The sequence below is a fragment of the Paraburkholderia phymatum STM815 genome (genome assembly GCF_000020045.1).
GTDB lineage: Bacteria > Pseudomonadota > Gammaproteobacteria > Burkholderiales > Burkholderiaceae > Paraburkholderia > Paraburkholderia phymatum.
On the sequence record NC_010625.1, the window covers coordinates 1041106 to 1056132 of the forward strand.

General features: G+C 63.1%; 15 protein-coding genes. 6 read left to right on the top strand and 9 right to left on the bottom strand.

Going from position 1 to position 15027, the window contains the following annotated elements; all coding sequences use genetic code 11:
* Window position 1: 1 nt before the first annotated feature.
* Both BPHY_RS32165 and BPHY_RS32170 read right to left on the bottom strand, forming a co-directional pair.
* Window positions 2-1417 carry an MmgE/PrpD family protein gene (locus BPHY_RS32165; protein ID WP_012405649.1) on the bottom strand — a complete coding sequence of 472 codons (1416 nt, stop codon included), beginning with the start codon at window positions 1415-1417 and terminating at the stop codon, window positions 2-4.
* A gap of 361 nt (window positions 1418-1778) precedes the next feature.
* On the bottom strand, window positions 1779-2411 hold the full coding sequence (locus BPHY_RS32170) for a CGNR zinc finger domain-containing protein (RefSeq protein WP_012405650.1): 633 nt from the start codon (window positions 2409-2411) through the stop codon (window positions 1779-1781).
* Between the two features lie 149 nt (window positions 2412-2560).
* Between BPHY_RS32170 and BPHY_RS32175 the strand changes: the two genes are divergently transcribed.
* Window positions 2561-3415 (top strand): alpha/beta fold hydrolase, encoded by an 855-nt coding sequence (locus BPHY_RS32175; protein WP_012405651.1) that lies wholly within the window; start codon window positions 2561-2563, stop codon window positions 3413-3415.
* Between the two features lie 293 nt (window positions 3416-3708).
* Here the strand turns inward: BPHY_RS32175 and BPHY_RS32180 are convergent, their stop codons facing one another.
* Entirely contained in the window at window positions 3709-4500 is a 792-nt protein-coding gene (locus tag BPHY_RS32180; RefSeq protein ID WP_012405652.1) for a DUF2182 domain-containing protein, read from the bottom strand.
* A 2-nt stretch (window positions 4501-4502) separates the two neighbouring features.
* A complete protein-coding gene (locus BPHY_RS32185) occupies window positions 4503-5273 on the bottom strand; it encodes a DUF899 domain-containing protein (protein ID WP_012405653.1) in 771 nt (256 codons plus the stop codon).
* An 86-nt stretch (window positions 5274-5359) separates the two neighbouring features.
* On the opposite strand from BPHY_RS32185, the gene BPHY_RS32190 reads away from it, so the two are divergent.
* Together BPHY_RS32190 and BPHY_RS32195 are read left to right on the top strand one after the other, a co-directional pair.
* Entirely contained in the window at window positions 5360-6580 is a 1221-nt protein-coding gene (locus BPHY_RS32190) for a hypothetical protein (RefSeq protein WP_012405654.1), read from the top strand.
* A gap of 38 nt (window positions 6581-6618) precedes the next feature.
* Entirely contained in the window at window positions 6619-7290 is a 672-nt protein-coding gene (locus tag BPHY_RS32195; protein ID WP_012405655.1) for a Vgb family protein, read from the top strand.
* A gap of 13 nt (window positions 7291-7303) precedes the next feature.
* Here BPHY_RS32195 and BPHY_RS32200 read toward each other — a convergent pair whose 3' ends face one another.
* Window positions 7304-8002: a phosphatase PAP2 family protein gene (locus tag BPHY_RS32200; protein ID WP_012405656.1), complete on the bottom strand. Its 699-nt coding sequence runs from the start codon at window positions 8000-8002 to the stop codon at window positions 7304-7306.
* A gap of 122 nt (window positions 8003-8124) precedes the next feature.
* Between BPHY_RS32200 and BPHY_RS42940 the strand changes: the two genes are divergently transcribed.
* Window positions 8125-8664 carry a hypothetical protein gene (locus tag BPHY_RS42940; RefSeq protein WP_052306210.1) on the top strand — a complete coding sequence of 180 codons (540 nt, stop codon included), beginning with the start codon at window positions 8125-8127 and terminating at the stop codon, window positions 8662-8664.
* A gap of 50 nt (window positions 8665-8714) precedes the next feature.
* Here BPHY_RS42940 and BPHY_RS32210 read toward each other — a convergent pair whose 3' ends face one another.
* Window positions 8715-9356 carry a response regulator gene (locus tag BPHY_RS32210; RefSeq protein ID WP_012405658.1) on the bottom strand — a complete coding sequence of 214 codons (642 nt, stop codon included), beginning with the start codon at window positions 9354-9356 and terminating at the stop codon, window positions 8715-8717.
* Window positions 9353-10768, bottom strand: coding sequence for a cache domain-containing protein (locus BPHY_RS32215; RefSeq protein ID WP_012405659.1), 1416 nt, complete (start codon window positions 10766-10768; stop codon window positions 9353-9355). The genes BPHY_RS32210 and BPHY_RS32215 overlap by 4 nt, the downstream gene beginning before the upstream one ends.
* Window positions 10769-10971: 203 nt before the next feature.
* Between BPHY_RS32215 and BPHY_RS32220 the strand changes: the two genes are divergently transcribed.
* Complete coding sequence (locus BPHY_RS32220) at window positions 10972-13050, top strand: carbon starvation CstA family protein (RefSeq protein ID WP_012405660.1); 2079 nt, start codon at window positions 10972-10974, stop codon at window positions 13048-13050.
* A 12-nt stretch (window positions 13051-13062) separates the two neighbouring features.
* Entirely contained in the window at window positions 13063-13269 is a 207-nt protein-coding gene (locus BPHY_RS32225; protein WP_012405661.1) for a YbdD/YjiX family protein, read from the top strand.
* A 147-nt stretch (window positions 13270-13416) separates the two neighbouring features.
* Here BPHY_RS32225 and BPHY_RS32230 read toward each other — a convergent pair whose 3' ends face one another.
* Window positions 13417-13758 carry a zinc ribbon domain-containing protein YjdM gene (locus BPHY_RS32230; protein ID WP_012405662.1) on the bottom strand — a complete coding sequence of 114 codons (342 nt, stop codon included), beginning with the start codon at window positions 13756-13758 and terminating at the stop codon, window positions 13417-13419.
* 267 nt (window positions 13759-14025) lie between these two features.
* The gene (locus BPHY_RS32235) at window positions 14026-15006 is read right to left on the bottom strand and encodes a LysR family transcriptional regulator (RefSeq protein WP_041766169.1); all 981 of its coding nucleotides are present in this window, start codon (window positions 15004-15006) and stop codon (window positions 14026-14028) included.
* Window positions 15007-15027: the final 21 nt, after the last annotated feature.

Consider the following 15027-nt stretch of genomic DNA (forward strand, 5'->3'; position numbering starts at 1 on the left):
CTTACTGGATGCCCGGATGCCGGGCCGGGTACTTCGCTTCCGGGCTAACCCGGCTCATGAGTTGCATCAACTCTTTCACGGAGTGCGCCTCGAGATTCGCGACGAGTTCGACGATCTCTTGTCGAAGACTTTCATCGGCGTACTGCTCGCTGAGCCAGTTGAACTTTTCGACGGTACGTTCCCACGTGAGCGGATTCTCGATACTCCCCTCGAATCCGACATGCTCTTTCATGTACACGCGTCCGTTTTTCAACGTGATCGTCACGCGGGTATTCAGTTCTTTCGGATACTGTGACGAATAGGTCGCGTCCGGCGCGACCGTCACACGGCTGAGCAATGCCTGCGCGTCGGCTGCCTGGATGCGCTGCGTCTCCAGTTGCGCCGGTCCGACCTGGCCGTCGAGCAACGCTGCCGCAATCAGATACTTGAGGTTGTAGTCGGCCTGTTCTTTCGTCATCGGCTGGTCTTTCGCACCGAAGCTGCCGCCGCCCGCGATGTCATAGCCCATCTGGAAGATGTCGCATTTCACTGCTTCGACTTCTGCCGCACGGATGCCATGTTGCTTGCGAAGCGCCAGCGTCGCCTCGAGGACCGGCTGCCCATGAATCAGCGAGCAGTATTTCTTCATCACCGTCTGGTGCACGATGTCGAGCGCCGGATTTTCCCAATCGATATCAACGGGCTGATCGAACATTCTCTCGAGACCGTTCGGCCCCTCGAACAGCCGCAGCGGACCCGTGAACCCCCGCTTCGCCAGCGATGCCGCATATACCGCGCGCATGCCCGTCATGCCCGGCGAGAATCCTTTCCACTGCGAAACGGGCTCGGAATGCACGCATGTCAGCGATATGTTGTCCACGGTTGCGATGGCAACGGCGTGGGCGATCTGCCTTGCCGTCAGTCCGAACAGCTTGCCTGCGCCGGCTGCGGCAGAAACAGCAAGCTGGATCGCGTGATTAAAGCCCTTGGCCATCACGGGAACGACAGCGGTAATGCGCGACTCGATTTCGTAGGCCACTGCAAGCGCGAGCATGAACTCAGCGCCGGACGCCGACGCATGTTCGGAGGCCGCGAGAATTGCACCGAAGTTGTCGCTGGGGTGGCACAGGCCGCCCGGCGACATGTAGCTATCGAGCAGATCCACATAACGCACGAGGCCGGAGTTGTAGAGCGCAGCTTCGTCGGGCGCCGCGTGGCCTCCGCCGATCAACGTGCACGACCCCTGCTGCGTGCCGCGATATTCGTGGAACTGGTCGCGCAACACTGCGAATGGCGCACCGGGAAGCGCCGCGATCGCACAGCCGAGGCTATCGAGAATATTGCGACTGAATAGCGCTTTCGATGCGTCCGACAGATGCGACAGTCGAGCGCCGGATGCAAAGTTCGCAATGCGCTCGACCGTGGTGTGTGAACTCATGCCTGAATCTCCTTCTCCATGAATGCGCAGTCGACACACGTGTGCAATCGGCTGCGAGTCACGCTCGCCGTCCTGATGGGCTTCGATGCCGGCGAGCTGCGATGCCACACAGTGGCATCGATCGACATGCCCATCAAGCGAAGGGATTGCATAGCGCTATCAGATTCACAGATAGGCGCCACGCGATTCAGACGATGTGTTGTGCAACGCGCGCCCTATTGGCGAGCGTTGCGCCGGTTTTTGCATGCGACGCATGCCGCGTGCCATTGCGGTAGCAACGAAACGAGTGTTTCCGCGCGAGCATCAATGCAGCAAATTGTGCGTCGATGCGACCGCGGTTTCACGGACCGAGACGAGCGGACTAGCTCACCTTTTTTTGCTTGAGCCTCGCGCGATGCGCCGCCACCTTCGCGCGATTGCCGCAGATCGCCATGCTGCACCATCTGCGCGCGTGACCGCGCGTATGATCGGCGAACAGCAGCGTGCATTTCGGCCCTTCGCACGCTTTCACGTGCGTGAAGTCCTCCTCACAGACGAGTTTCGCCAGTGCCTCGGCGATCGGCATCAACAACGACTCCGCCGACTCCCAGCGCCGCGTCGCGCGCAATAAAAACACGCCCGCGTCGCCGGGCCCGCCTGCGACGATCTCACGATGCTGCACGTCACGCGCGAGCAGCTGGTTCAACGGCGCCAGGTCGCGCAGATCGCTTGCCGCCAGCGCGCGCCCTTTCCTGGCCTTCACATAGCCGCGAAACCACTCGCGCAGCCCGCGCGCCTGCGCGGCGATCGCGTCGAGCTGCTCCGGCGTCGAGCGCTCGCGGATCCCGGCGAGCGCGCCGGGCGGAACCATGCCCGCCTGCGACAGCCAGCGGAGCAGGCCTTCGCCGTCGACGATCGAGTCGACGGGCTCGTCGACCAGCGTCGCAACCGAATTCAGGAAGTCGAGGCCGGGTGCGTCAGCCACAAAGATGGCGGGAATCTGGCGGTAGTCCATTGCAATGACGAGCGAGGTAACGATGACACCATCGTAACCACTAAAAAACTACTTGACAAGTTACATCGGCTATTTGTAACCTCCTTGTCACGCTTTTTTCGGTTACGTAAGTACCCGAACGAGGCATCCCTCAATACGGAGAAAACGCCATGTCCACCATTGCCCATCGCCGCGCCGACGTTGACGGTTTTAACGTGTTCTATCGCGAAGCCGGCCGCGCCGACGCGCCGAAGCTGCTGTTGCTGCACGGTTTCCCGAGTTCGAGCCACATGTTCCGCGATCTGATTCCGCTGCTGGCGGACCGCTTTCACATTGTTGCGCCGGATCTGCCGGGGTTCGGACAGTCCGACATGCCGGAGCGTGAGCATTTCGCCTACACGTTCGACAACCTTGCCAACGTAATCGACAGATTCACGGAGGTGATCGGCTTGGACCGGTTCGCGGTGTACGTTTTCGATTACGGCGCGCCGACAGGCTTGCGGCTCGCGCTGAAGCACCCGGAGCGCATCACGGGGATCATTTCGCAGAACGGCAACGCATATGTGGAAGGCTTGAGCGACGGCTGGAATCCGATTCAGGCGTACTGGAAAGATCCGTCGCAAGCGAACCGCGACGCGCTGCGCGCGCTGCTGACGAAGGACACGACGGTCTGGCAATACACGCACGGCGTGAGCGACACGACGGCCGTTTCCCCCGACGGCTACTCGCTCGACGACTACTACATGAACCGTCCGGGCGCGCACGAGATCCAGCTCGACCTGTTCGGCGACTACCAGAGCAATGTCGCGCTGTATCCGGCCTTCCAGCACTATTTCCGCACGCACCAGCCCCCGTTCCTCGCGGTTTGGGGCAAGCACGATCCGTTCTTCCTGCCGCCGGGCGCCGAAGCGTTCAAGCGCGACCTGCCGAACGCCGAGGTGCGCTTCTTCGATACCGGCCACTTCGCGCTCGAAACGCATGCGGCCGAAATCGCCACGGCCATTGCCGGGTTTCTGCTTCGCTGAATCGACGCGCGGGCCCGCGTCCGCGTGATAGCAGCGCGTCGTCGGACGCACCCTCTACCTTGGGAGAACCCTCATGCGTGCAACCGTGCTCGAAAAGTTCGGCTCGAAGCGCTGGGTGAGTCGCACGTCGAACTCGAAGGCGCCCGTCTGTCGGCGCGCATCGCCGAGTCGAAGCACCTTTGCTGAAAATGCCGAGGGGCGTGTCCCTGACGTTTTTCGGCCCGCATGTCGCGGCGGGCCGCCTGGAGGCCAGGCGGCGCGTTAGCATGCCCGTCGACAATGCGTCGCCGCGCTCAGAGCAAGGCCATCGCCTGCTCGAACATGGACAGGCCGATCACGACGACAACCACGCCGATCGCCTTTGCAACGCTTTCGGGCGCCGGAGCAAGGCGCTCCGCGGTAATGGCGAGTGTCGCGAGCGTCATCGCACGCAGGTCCATCATGCCGTTGACCAGCAGCACGGCAGTCAATCCCGCGCAGCAAGCGACGCAATGAACGCCGAGGCGCACACCATGCATGCAGGCCGAACCTTCGCGGCGCGACGCAGCGAAACGCGCGCACGTCAGATGACGCATCTTCCACCTGCTGAACTGCAATACCCCTGCAGCCAGCACGACGAGACTCGCGGCAACCGGCACGGAGCGAGACAACAAGGGCAACTGCATGGCGAGCGTCATGAACGCGAAGCCCAACGCAAACACGAGCGCACCGAGGACAGCCCACGCGAAGAAATAAGCGATGCCCGCCAGCACTGTCAGACAATGCGCACGCGCCTTACCCGTGCCAGCCAGGACTTCGTGATAACGCCACAACGCAGGCGCCAGCGAGGGCAACATCATCGCCATCATCATCACGATCCACATGCCGACGAACGACATCGCGATGTGCGGCCACTTCTGCCCGCACATCGGCACCCAGGTCATCGACAGGAACCAGCCTCCCGGCATCGGCAGCTCGGGCATCGTCTGCATCGACAGGCACCATCCGACTGTCGCTCCCGCGCATAGCGCGAACACGAACGCCACGACGCCGACGAAGACAGGATGCGATACGGGGGGCGCCGGGCAAGCGCCATCGAGGTCCACGATCAGCCTCGACGCCGTTCGTATTCATCGTGACGGCGCCACCAGATGCCCGTCTCGTTGCGCCCTTTCGGCGCACGATCGAGCCACTGGTACATGCCCCACAATGCGTCCAGGCCGCGCGCATACGTCGAATATGCGTGATACACGACGCCGTCTTCCAGCACGAAGGTGCTCATGCCAGGCCGGTCGCGCGAGTATGTGGACGCGTCCGTCCCGCAGCAGGCCGCGAACTCGACGACGGGCTGCGGCGCCGGCGTCAGGTCCATTGCGTGACCGCCGCGCGTGAAGTTGTATTCGACGTCGCCCGCACGCTGCTGCGCCTCGGTGTACGACACGTTGAAGTCGAAGTTGAATTCGCTATCGTGCGCCGACGCCCAGGGAAATCTCCAACCCATGCGTTCCTTGTACGTCTGCAACTTCGCAAGCGGTGCGCGCGATACGGCCGTCAACATCACGTCGTGATTCGCGAGATGAACGGCCATGCCGTCGAAGCCATCCGCAATCGCCGAGCAGGACGGGCAGCCAGCCGTATAGTCGGGTCCAAACATGAAGTGGTAGACGATGAGCTGCGAGCGTCCCGCGAAAAGATCCGCGAGCGTCGCGCTGCCCTTGTCCGTTTCGAATCGATACTGCCTGTCCAGTCTGACCCAGGGCAGCGCCGCGCGCCGTCGCGCTAATTCGTCGCTGCGCCGTGTCAGTTCCTTTTCGGCTTCGAGCAGTTCAAGACGCGCTTTCAGCCAGGCGTCGCGCGTGCCAACCGTATGCGTGGTCATCGTTCGTCCCTCCGTTGAAGAATCGTCCGTGCTAGATTAGTGCGCAACATCCAATGGCCAGGAGTGACAAGTGTGGCGTGATTCAGATGGACGCAGTCATCGAAGCCGCAGCCCGCGCGCTCGCGGCGGGTGATCCCCTCAGTGCGCTAAATCGCGTCGCGTTGCGCGACGACGCGCCCGCGCTCGCGCTACGCGGCATCGCGATGGCGCAGCTCGGCGATCTTCCGCGTGCGAAAGCGCTTGTGCGCGGCGCGGCACGCGCTTTCGGTGCGAGGGAAGCCGTCGCCCGTGCGCGCTGCATCGTCGCGGAAGCGGAAATCGCACTCGCGTCGCGCGACCTCGGGTGGCCCGCGAAATCGCTCGATGCGGCGCGCAAGACGCTCGAAGCGCATGGCGACCGTCTGAACGCTGCGCACGCGCGCCAACTCGCAGTGCGCCGTTTGCTTCTGATCGGACATGCCGACGAAGCCGAGCGTCTGCTCGACGGTTTCGATCCCGCGCCCTTGCCGCCTGCATCGAGCGCCGCCCACGAACTAATCGTGGCGGGCATCGCGATGCGGCGCCTGCACACGAAAGCTGCGCGCGCGGCGCTTGCGCGAGCCGGGCAGGCCGCGCGGCATGCGGGGATTGCCGGTCTGACGGCGGAAGTCGAAAGCGCGCAGCGCCTGCTGAATGCGCCCGCCGCGCGCCTGCTTTCGCGCGGCGAAGAAAAGCTTCTGCTGCTCGACGATGTCGAAGCATGGATGACGTCCGATGCGCTCGTCGTCGATGCGTGCCGTCATGCCGTGTGCAAGGCGGATAGCGTGATTCCGCTTGCGAGCCGGCCCGTGCTGTTCAGTCTCGCGCGCACCCTGGCGCAAGCATGGCCCGCCGACGTCACGCGCGATACGCTGATCGAACGCGCGTTCAGAATGAAGCATGCCGATGAATCGCATCGCGCGCGCCTGCGTGTCGAAATCGGCCGCTTGCGCTCGATGCTCGCCGCGCTCGCCGATATCAGCGCAACGAAGCGCGGCTTCGTATTGATGCCGCACGACGCCGCTGAAGTCGTGGTGCTGGCGCGGCCCGTCGACGAAGAACACGCGACGCTGCTCGCGCTTCTCGCCGACGGTGAAGCGTGGTCGAGCTCCGCCCTGGCGTTGGCACTCGGCGCCAGTCAGCGGACCGTGCAGCGCGCGCTCGATTCGCTCGCGTCGGCGGGCAAGGTGCAGTCGTTCGGACAGGGCCGCGCGCGCCGCTGGACCACGCCGCCGATGCCCGGATTCGCGACGGCGTTGTTACTCCCCACGCCGCTGCCGATCGACTAGCATGTAAGGCTCGACAGATCACCGACAGGGGTGGAAGCATGAAGCGCTCACCGGCTGAAATCGTGCGTGAATATGGCCCGTTTCCGGGCATCGACAGCGTCGCCGGCGTCACGTATGACGGCGGGAACGTCTGGTTCGCTGCAGGCGCAACGGTGAACGCGCTGGATCCGTCGAGCGGAAAAACCGTGCGTTCGATCGATGTCCCCGCAACGGCGGGCACCGCGTTCGACGGCCATCATCTGTATCAGATCGATGAGGGGCTTATCCGCAAGGTGGACCCGCAGTCAGGCGCGGTAGTCGCGACGATACCCGCGCCCGCGGGCATGAACTCTGGCCTCGCGTGGGCGGAAGGCGCGCTGTGGATCGGACAGTATCAGGACCGCAAGATTCACCAGCTCGACCCGCACACGGGGGCGATTCTCCGCACGATCGAATCCAGCCGGTTCGTGACGGGCGTGACGTGGGTCGACGGCGAGCTTTGGCACGGCACCTGGCAGGACGACAAGAGCGACTTGCGACGCGTCGATCCGCGCACGGGCGAAGTGCTGGAAACGCTCGAGATGCCGGATGGAATCGGCGTATCGGGACTCGAATCGGACGGCGCCGACACGTTCTACTGCGGCGGCGGCAACAGCGGCAAGCTGCGCGCGGTTCGCAGGCCAAAGCGCGGCGACGCCGAAGCGCCTGTCGATACCACGGCCAGCGCCTGATGACCGCGGCGGGTTATAGCGCGCGCGTGGTTGCGTGCAACAGGTGAAGCGTCTCGTCGAACTGCGTGACCAGCTCGAAGACCAGTAGAAGCGCCAACGTATAGCCGACGCCCGGCGACCGCTCCATCCATCGAAGTATGGGCGTGGCAAAGCGCTGGCGCACGGCGTCGCGCGTCGCGATGTACGTGAACAGGATGCCGATGGCAGCGCCCGCCAGGATGTCGGTGGGATGATGCAAGCCGACGAACACGCGCGGAAAGCAGATGAACGCAGCGGTGTAGAGCAGCGCCACGGTGCCGGCGCTGCGCCAGATCAGAAAGATGCCTGTCGCTACCGCTATCCATAGCATCGCATGGTCGCTCGGAAACGAGCTCCACGTCGTAACGCTCGCACTGTCCAGTCCGACGGAAGGAAAGAGGCCGTGCAGCGCCGGGTCCGAAATCGGCCTTAACCGGAACGGCAGCGCCACGGCAAGCACCCTGCCCACTGCCAGCGAGACGATACCGCTCGCGACCGTCGCAATCACCATCTCGCGCTCCCAATCTTTTCGATCGCCTTGCCTGAACCAGATGAAGCACAGCATGGGCATCAATACGAGGCCCTTGAACATGACCTGCCCTGAGATCACCCGCACGAGATGATTGATCGCGGGCGATGCGAAAGCATGCTGCGACAGGAACATTTGAATCGCGAGGTCGAAAGTGGTGTGCATGGGGAACGGGCAGATGTTTCGTCGGCTTCGATGTTTTCGCAAGGTGACGAAGCATACGGAAGCGCATCGCCGTTTCCGACGCTAAATTGCAACCGTCCGTAAAAGCACGGGGCAACAGCGCGATGCTCGATACAGCATTTACAGTCCATTACTATTTGCGAAAGTTTCGCACGCGCGCAAGCTCATACAATCCGCACATCAAAAACGATCTCAGGGAGACGATCATGATGAAGTCGAAACGAGCCATTACGGCCGCGATTTTGCTGCTGGCTTGCGTGTCCTCCGTGCCCGCGTTTGCGAACGGTGGTGGTGGTGGTGGCGGTGGCGGTGGCGGTGGCGGTGGTGGCGGTGGCGGTGCTGGCGGCGGTGGCGGCGGTAACGGAGGAGGCAACGGAGGAGGCAACGGCGCCGGAAACGCGGGCGGCCACGGAAATGGAAATGGTCCCGGTTCGTCGATGGGAAGCCCCGGTGGCATGTCCGCGAGCCACATGAGCGCCAAAGGCCACGCCAACACCAACGGCCCCGTTTCCGGCGATCGCGACAAGGGCCTCGAACGCGCCGGCGACCGCGCCGGTTTGCATGCACAAGCGCAACCGGGTTCGCATGTGAACCGCGGCCACCACAATGCCTACGGAAAAGATGCGCGTAGCACGCGCTCGTAGCGCGATCGATCAGGATCAGCCGCTTGCACCGCGAACAGCGCAAGCGGCTGCTAGTTCGTGCGCCGATGCTCCACTGCGAACTTGATCAGTTCGGCCTGCCCTTCTATCTCCAGCTTGCGCTTCAGATTGAGCCGGTGTGTTTCGACCGTGCGCACCGACAGGCCATTGCGCTGCGCGATCTGCTTGCTCGACAGCCCCTGCGCGAGCTGATCGAGAATGTCCCGTTCGCGCGGCGTCAGACGTTCTATCGGATCGCGCGTCGCCGACGCATGAATGAGCCGCGCGCTGAGCCCTTCGCTGAAGAATGTCTTGCCTTCCAGCACCGCGCCTATCGCGCGGATGATCTCCGCGCCCGGCGAATCCTTCAGCACGTAACCGCTCGCTCCCGCGCGGACAGCCTGCGTCACATACTCGACGTTGTCGTGCATCGAAAGCATCAGCACACGTATGGCCGGAAAGCGCTCATGGAACAAAGCCGCGAGCGCGATGCCGTTCATGCCGCGCATGCCGACATCCATCAAGACGAGGTCCGGCTCGTACGCGGCCGCCAGCGCAAGCGCTTCGTCGGCATTGCCCGCTTCGCCGACCACCGAGAAACCCGGCACAGCTTCGAGCCGCGCGCGCAAGCCGTCGCGCACGAGGGGATGATCGTCCACGAGGATCAGACGCGCTGCGCCTGCTGAATGGTTCATGACTGGTTTGCCTGCATGTCGATGGGAAGCGCTTTGCGTGCAAAGATCGGCACGCTCGCCGTAACGATGGTATGGCCTGGCCGTGAGTCGAGGCGCAGATCACCGCCAAGCGCTTCGAGCCGCTCGCGCATGTTGCGCAGACCAACGCCCGCGCGCGCGTCCGCCTGCACCCGTTCCACGTCGAAGCCGCGGCCGTCGTCGCTGATCGAGAGCGTGACGCGGCTCGCAGACACGTCCAGCGACACAGCCGCCTCGGTCGCGTGCGCGTGCCGGAAAATGTTCGTGAGCGCCTCCTGCGCGATACGGAACAGCGCGGTCTTGACGGTATCGGGCAAGTGCGCGGCATGATCGTGCGTGACATGTGTGAAGCCGATGGCCAGATGACCTTGTGCGCTCAACTCGCGGGTCAGCTGTTCAAGCGCGGCGGCGAGGCCAAGATCGTCGAGCATCGACGGTCGCAGTGCATGCGAGATGCGCCGCACTTCGCGCAATGCGTCGCCGAGACGCCCAATGCCCGTGGACAACGCCGCTTCTGCCGGCTGCACGCGCGGCTCGCTCAGTTCGAAACGCGCGAGCGCCGATTCCAGCAGCAGCTTCACGGACACCAGCATCTGACTGATGCCGTCATGCAGTTCGCGCGAAAGCCGCGCCCGCTCGTTTTCCTGCGACTCGACCACCTGTTGCGCAAGCCGCTTGAGCTTCGCGTCCGCGCTGCGATACTCGCTGACGTTGAGCACGAGCGCACACACGGCGATCACGCAGAGACCCGCCAGCGCGATGGCGCCGATCCACAGCATGGTGTGTTCGATGTCGGATGAGGCACGCTGATCGATGCGCGCCAGCGTCGTGTCTACATCGTCGAGATAGATGCCCGTGCCGACCATCCAGCCCCAGCGAGGCAGCGGCACGACATAGCCGAGCTTCGGCGCGAGCTTGCCCGTCGACGGCCGATGCCACACGTAGCGCACGTAGCCGCCGCCCTGTGCAGCGGCTGCGATGAGCTGCTGGATCGTCAACGACCCGGCCGGGTCGCGCAAGGTCCACAGGTCGCGTCCTACGAGATCCGGCTCGCGCGGATGCATCAGCGAGCGGCCATGCATGTCATACACGAAGAAGTAGCCGTCCTGGCCGAAGTCCATCTTCTCGAGCATGGCGAGCGCACGGCTGCGCAAGATCGCGTCGTCGCGGGCGTTCTCGCCAGCCTCGTCGTAGAGCGGCTTGATCGCGCTGGTGGCGAGGTCGACGTAGTGGCGCAGTTCGATCTCCTTGCTCGCCAGATACGCGGACTGCGTCGTGTCGTGCTGAGCGCTCGCGAGCGCCGTGGCCTGATGGCGCACGCCGAATGCAATACCTGCGATCGCCGCCATGAACGGCACGATGGCGAGCAGAAATATCTTTGCCTTGAGTTTCATCTGCGGAAGACCAGTCCGACTGCCTACGTAGTTTTACGTAGCGCGCTTACGTAGTTGTGCGCTTGTGGCGCATTCGACGAACACGAATACTACACGCCGTAAGCATGGCACATGTTAGACCATGCGCGGCGTGCGCCTCTTGCCGCTATCGGTCTCGTCGGCGGGCGCTGACGGGCGTTTATACAAATACACAGGAGACACCCATGAACCGGGCTTCCTCGATTCTGGTCTGGATAGCGGTCGCGCTGCTCGGCGCGTTCGCGTTCGGCACCATCGCGCTCGCGCATGGCGAAAAGGTCAGTGCCCTCTGGGTCGTGATCGCCGCCGTCTGCGTCTATCTGATCGCTTACCGCTTTTATAGCCGTTTCATCGCTAATCATGTGCTGCGGCTCGACGGCCAGCGCGTGACGCCTGCCGCGCGTCACAACGACGGCCTCGACTATGTGCCGACCAACAAATACGTACTGTTCGGCCATCATTTCGCGGCGATCGCAGGCGCCGGCCCGCTGGTCGGCCCGGTGCTCGCCGCGCAGATGGGCTATGTGCCCGGCATGCTGTGGATCCTCGCGGGCGTCGTGTTCGCGGGCGCCGTGCAGGACTTCATCGTGCTCTTCATCTCGACGCGCCGCGACGGCCGCTCGCTCGGCGATCTCGTGAAGATGGAACTCGGCACCGTACCGGGCGTGATTGCCCTGTTCGGCGCGTTCCTCATCATGGTGATCATCCTGGCCGTGCTCGCGCTGATCGTCGTGAAGGCGCTGACCAATTCGCCGTGGGGCACCTTTACGGTTGCTGCGACGATTCCGATTGCGCTCTTCATGGGCGTCTATACGCGCTACATCCGTCCGGGTCGCATCGGCGAAGTGTCGATCATCGGCTTCGTGCTGCTGATGGCGTCGATCGTGTTCGGTCAGAGCGTGCATGATTCCCCGACGCTCGCCGCATGGTTCACGTTCAACGGCACGCAGCTCACGTGGATTCTGATCGGCTATGGCTTTGTCGCGTCGGTGCTGCCCGTGTGGCTGCTGCTTGCGCCGCGCGATTACCTGTCGACATTCCTGAAGATCGGCACGATTCTCGGCCTCGCGATCGGCATCCTCGTCGTCGCGCCGGAACTGAAGATGCCTGCGCTGACGAAGTTCGTGGACGGCACGGGTCCCGTCTGGTCGGGCAACCTGTTCCCGTTCCTGTTCATCACGATCGCGTGCGGCGCGGTGTCGGGCTTCCATGCGCTGATCTCGTCGGGCACGACGCCGAAGCTGCTCGACAACGAAACCAACGCGCGCTTCATCGGTTACGGCGCGATGCTGATGGAATCGTTCGTCGCGATCATGGCGCTGGTCGCCGCCGCCGTGATCGAACCGGGCGTGTACTTCGCGATGAACGCGCCCGCCGCCGTGCTCGGCGCGACGCCTGACGCCGTTGCGCAGACGGTGTCGCAATGGGGCTTCGTGCTGACGCCGGAAATGCTGACGCAAACCGCGAAGGCCGTCGGCGAGACGACGATCGTCGCGCGTGCAGGCGGTGCGCCGACGCTGGCCGTAGGCATGGCGCAGATTCTCCATCAGGTGATCGGCGGCGAAGCGATGATGGCGTTCTGGTATCACTTCGCGATCCTGTTCGAGGCGCTCTTCATCCTGACAGCCGTCGATGCGGGCACGCGCGCCGGACGCTTCATGCTGCAAGACCTGCTCGGCACCTTCCACCCGGCTCTCAAGCGCACGGAATCGCTGCCTGCGAACCTGATCGCGACGGCGCTGTGCGTGGCGGCGTGGGGCTACTTTCTGTATCAGGGCGTGGTGGATCCGCTTGGCGGGATCAATACGCTGTGGCCGCTATTCGGAATTTCGAATCAGATGCTGGCGGGTATCGCGCTGGTGCTCGGCACGGTGGTGCTGTTCAAGATGAAGCGCGAGCGCTTCGCGTGGGTGACGCTCGTGCCGACCGTGTGGCTGCTGATCTGCACGATGACGGCCGGGTGGCAGAAGATTTTCGATGCGAATCCGAAGGTGGGTTTTCTTGCACATGCCGCGAAGCTCGGCGCTGCCGCCGATGCAGGCAAGGTCGTTGCGCCGGCGAAATCGATCGAGCAGATGCATCGGATCATGTTCAACGACTACGTCGATGCAGCGCTTGCCGGGCTGTTCATTTTCGTCGTTGTCAGCGTCGTTGTGTATGGCGTTCTCGCGGTGTTGCGCGCGCGTCGCGCGACGTCGCCTACTGTGCGCGAGACGCCGTTCGAAGTGTTGCCCGGTGCGTCGCGCGCCGGCGGCGCACAGTGACAGGAGCGCACGATGTTCTCAGAACTTCGGGAAGACGTGCGCAATGCGGGGCGCTACCTCGGGCAGGCCATGCGGTTGATGGTGGGGCTGCCCGACTATCAGACGTATGTCGCGCACATGGCCGCGACGCATCCTGGTCGCCCTGTCATGAGTTATGAGGCGTTCTTTCGCGAGCGCCAGGATGCAAGGTATGGAGGTGGTGCCGGGAAGTGTTGTTGACGAATCGGTCGGCTGCGGTCGCGTTGTAGCCTGGCGGCATCGCATGTATAGGGGCTCGCGTCCTGCGCCTTGTGCAATGCGCGGACCGTGCTGACCGTGTCGCACTGGCTCGCATCAGGCGCCTGCCGCCCGCGCTGCCGTCGTTCCTTACGCCTTTTTGACGAATTCCGATTTCAGGCTCATGGCCCCGAACCCGTCGATTTTGCAATCGATATCGTGGTCGCTGTCCACCAGCCGGATATTCTTGACCTTCGTGCCCATCTTGATCACGCCAGCGGAACCCTTCAGTTTCAGGTCCTTGATTACGGTGACCGTATCCCCATCCTGCAGGACGTTTCCAGCTGCATCCCGAAAGATCTTGCCCGGTGTTTCCGTCGGCACGGTTGCTTGCCGTGACCATTCATGCCCACACTCAGGGCAAACGTAGACATCTCCATCTTCGTACGTCAACTGAGAATGGCATGTCGGGCAAGGCGGAAAATCGTTCATGTGTAACCTTGATGCTGGCGAGGATGAAAGCGCGGAAGTATAGCGCGTCCCGTCGGTTCTTTTGCCGCGTCGCTTGTGTTCGCTACCGCCGGCCGAATCAGACAGGTCGCTTCGATGCGATTCCGTCACCGTCTCGCTCAGATTGGCAGCGAAGCCTGGCCACCAAGAATTTCAGTCCGTTACCCACCATTGCTTGCAGTTAGCTAGCTTCTGTGCCGCCGCAAAGTTAGAGGTTCCGCTGCGCACAGTGGCAACCCCTACCACCCCCTACCCCACCCCTTTAGCACTCCGCGGCCCCCGCCGCGCCGACAAGCCGGCAACAAACTCCGCATACTCCGTTTCAAGAAACGGCTCCGCATGCTCGAGCAAAAACCTCCGAAACATCACACAAGTCGGCGACAGCTGCTTGGAAGACAGATGCACGATCTGCCAGGTCCGCTCGACGGGCGTCCCGTTTACATCGAGCAACGCAATCTCTCCCGTGCGCAATTCGAGCGCGAGCGTATGCAACGAAATAAGGCTCACGCCCATGCCCGCCATTACCGCTTGCTTGATCGTCTCGTTGCTGCCAAGCGTCACGCACCGTGAAGGCGTAAAAAGATGCTGCCGGAACGTATGCTCGGCAACGGCACGCGTTCCCGACCCTGGCTCGCGCAACAAGAACGTATCGCCAGCAAGCTCCTGCAAATCGAAACGCCGTGCATCGCGCAGCGGATGCGTCACAGGCGCGACAATCACATGCGGATGGTAAGCAAGCGGCTCCGCCGTCGTGCCGAGCTCAGGCGGCGGGCGCCCCATGATCGCGAGATCGGTCGCGTTGTCCTGCAGCAGCCGCAACAAGGTCTCGCGATTGCCGACCGAAAAATGCACATCCACCTTTGGATATTGCTTTGAATACAGTGCGAGCAACTTGGGCGCGAAGTATGTCGCTGAACTCACGATGCTCACCGCAATCGAACCGCTATCGGCCTGAGCCAGTGAAGTCATCGTGTCTTCGGCATCCTTGATCTCGCCGAGAATGCGGCTTGCGTGATGCGACAACCGCTCGCCCGCTTCCGTCAGCGTAAGGCGTCGCGCGATCCGCTCGAACAGCGGCATGCCGATCGCCTCCTCCAGTTGCCGGATCTGCATCGAAACGGCCGGCTGGGTCAGATGCAGTTCTTCCGCCGCGCGCGCGAAGCTCGGCAAGCGGCTTGCAATCACGAAGATCTGCAACTGCCTGAGCGTCAGCGAGCGAATCAGGTTCATCATGCGTTCCCATGCGCATAG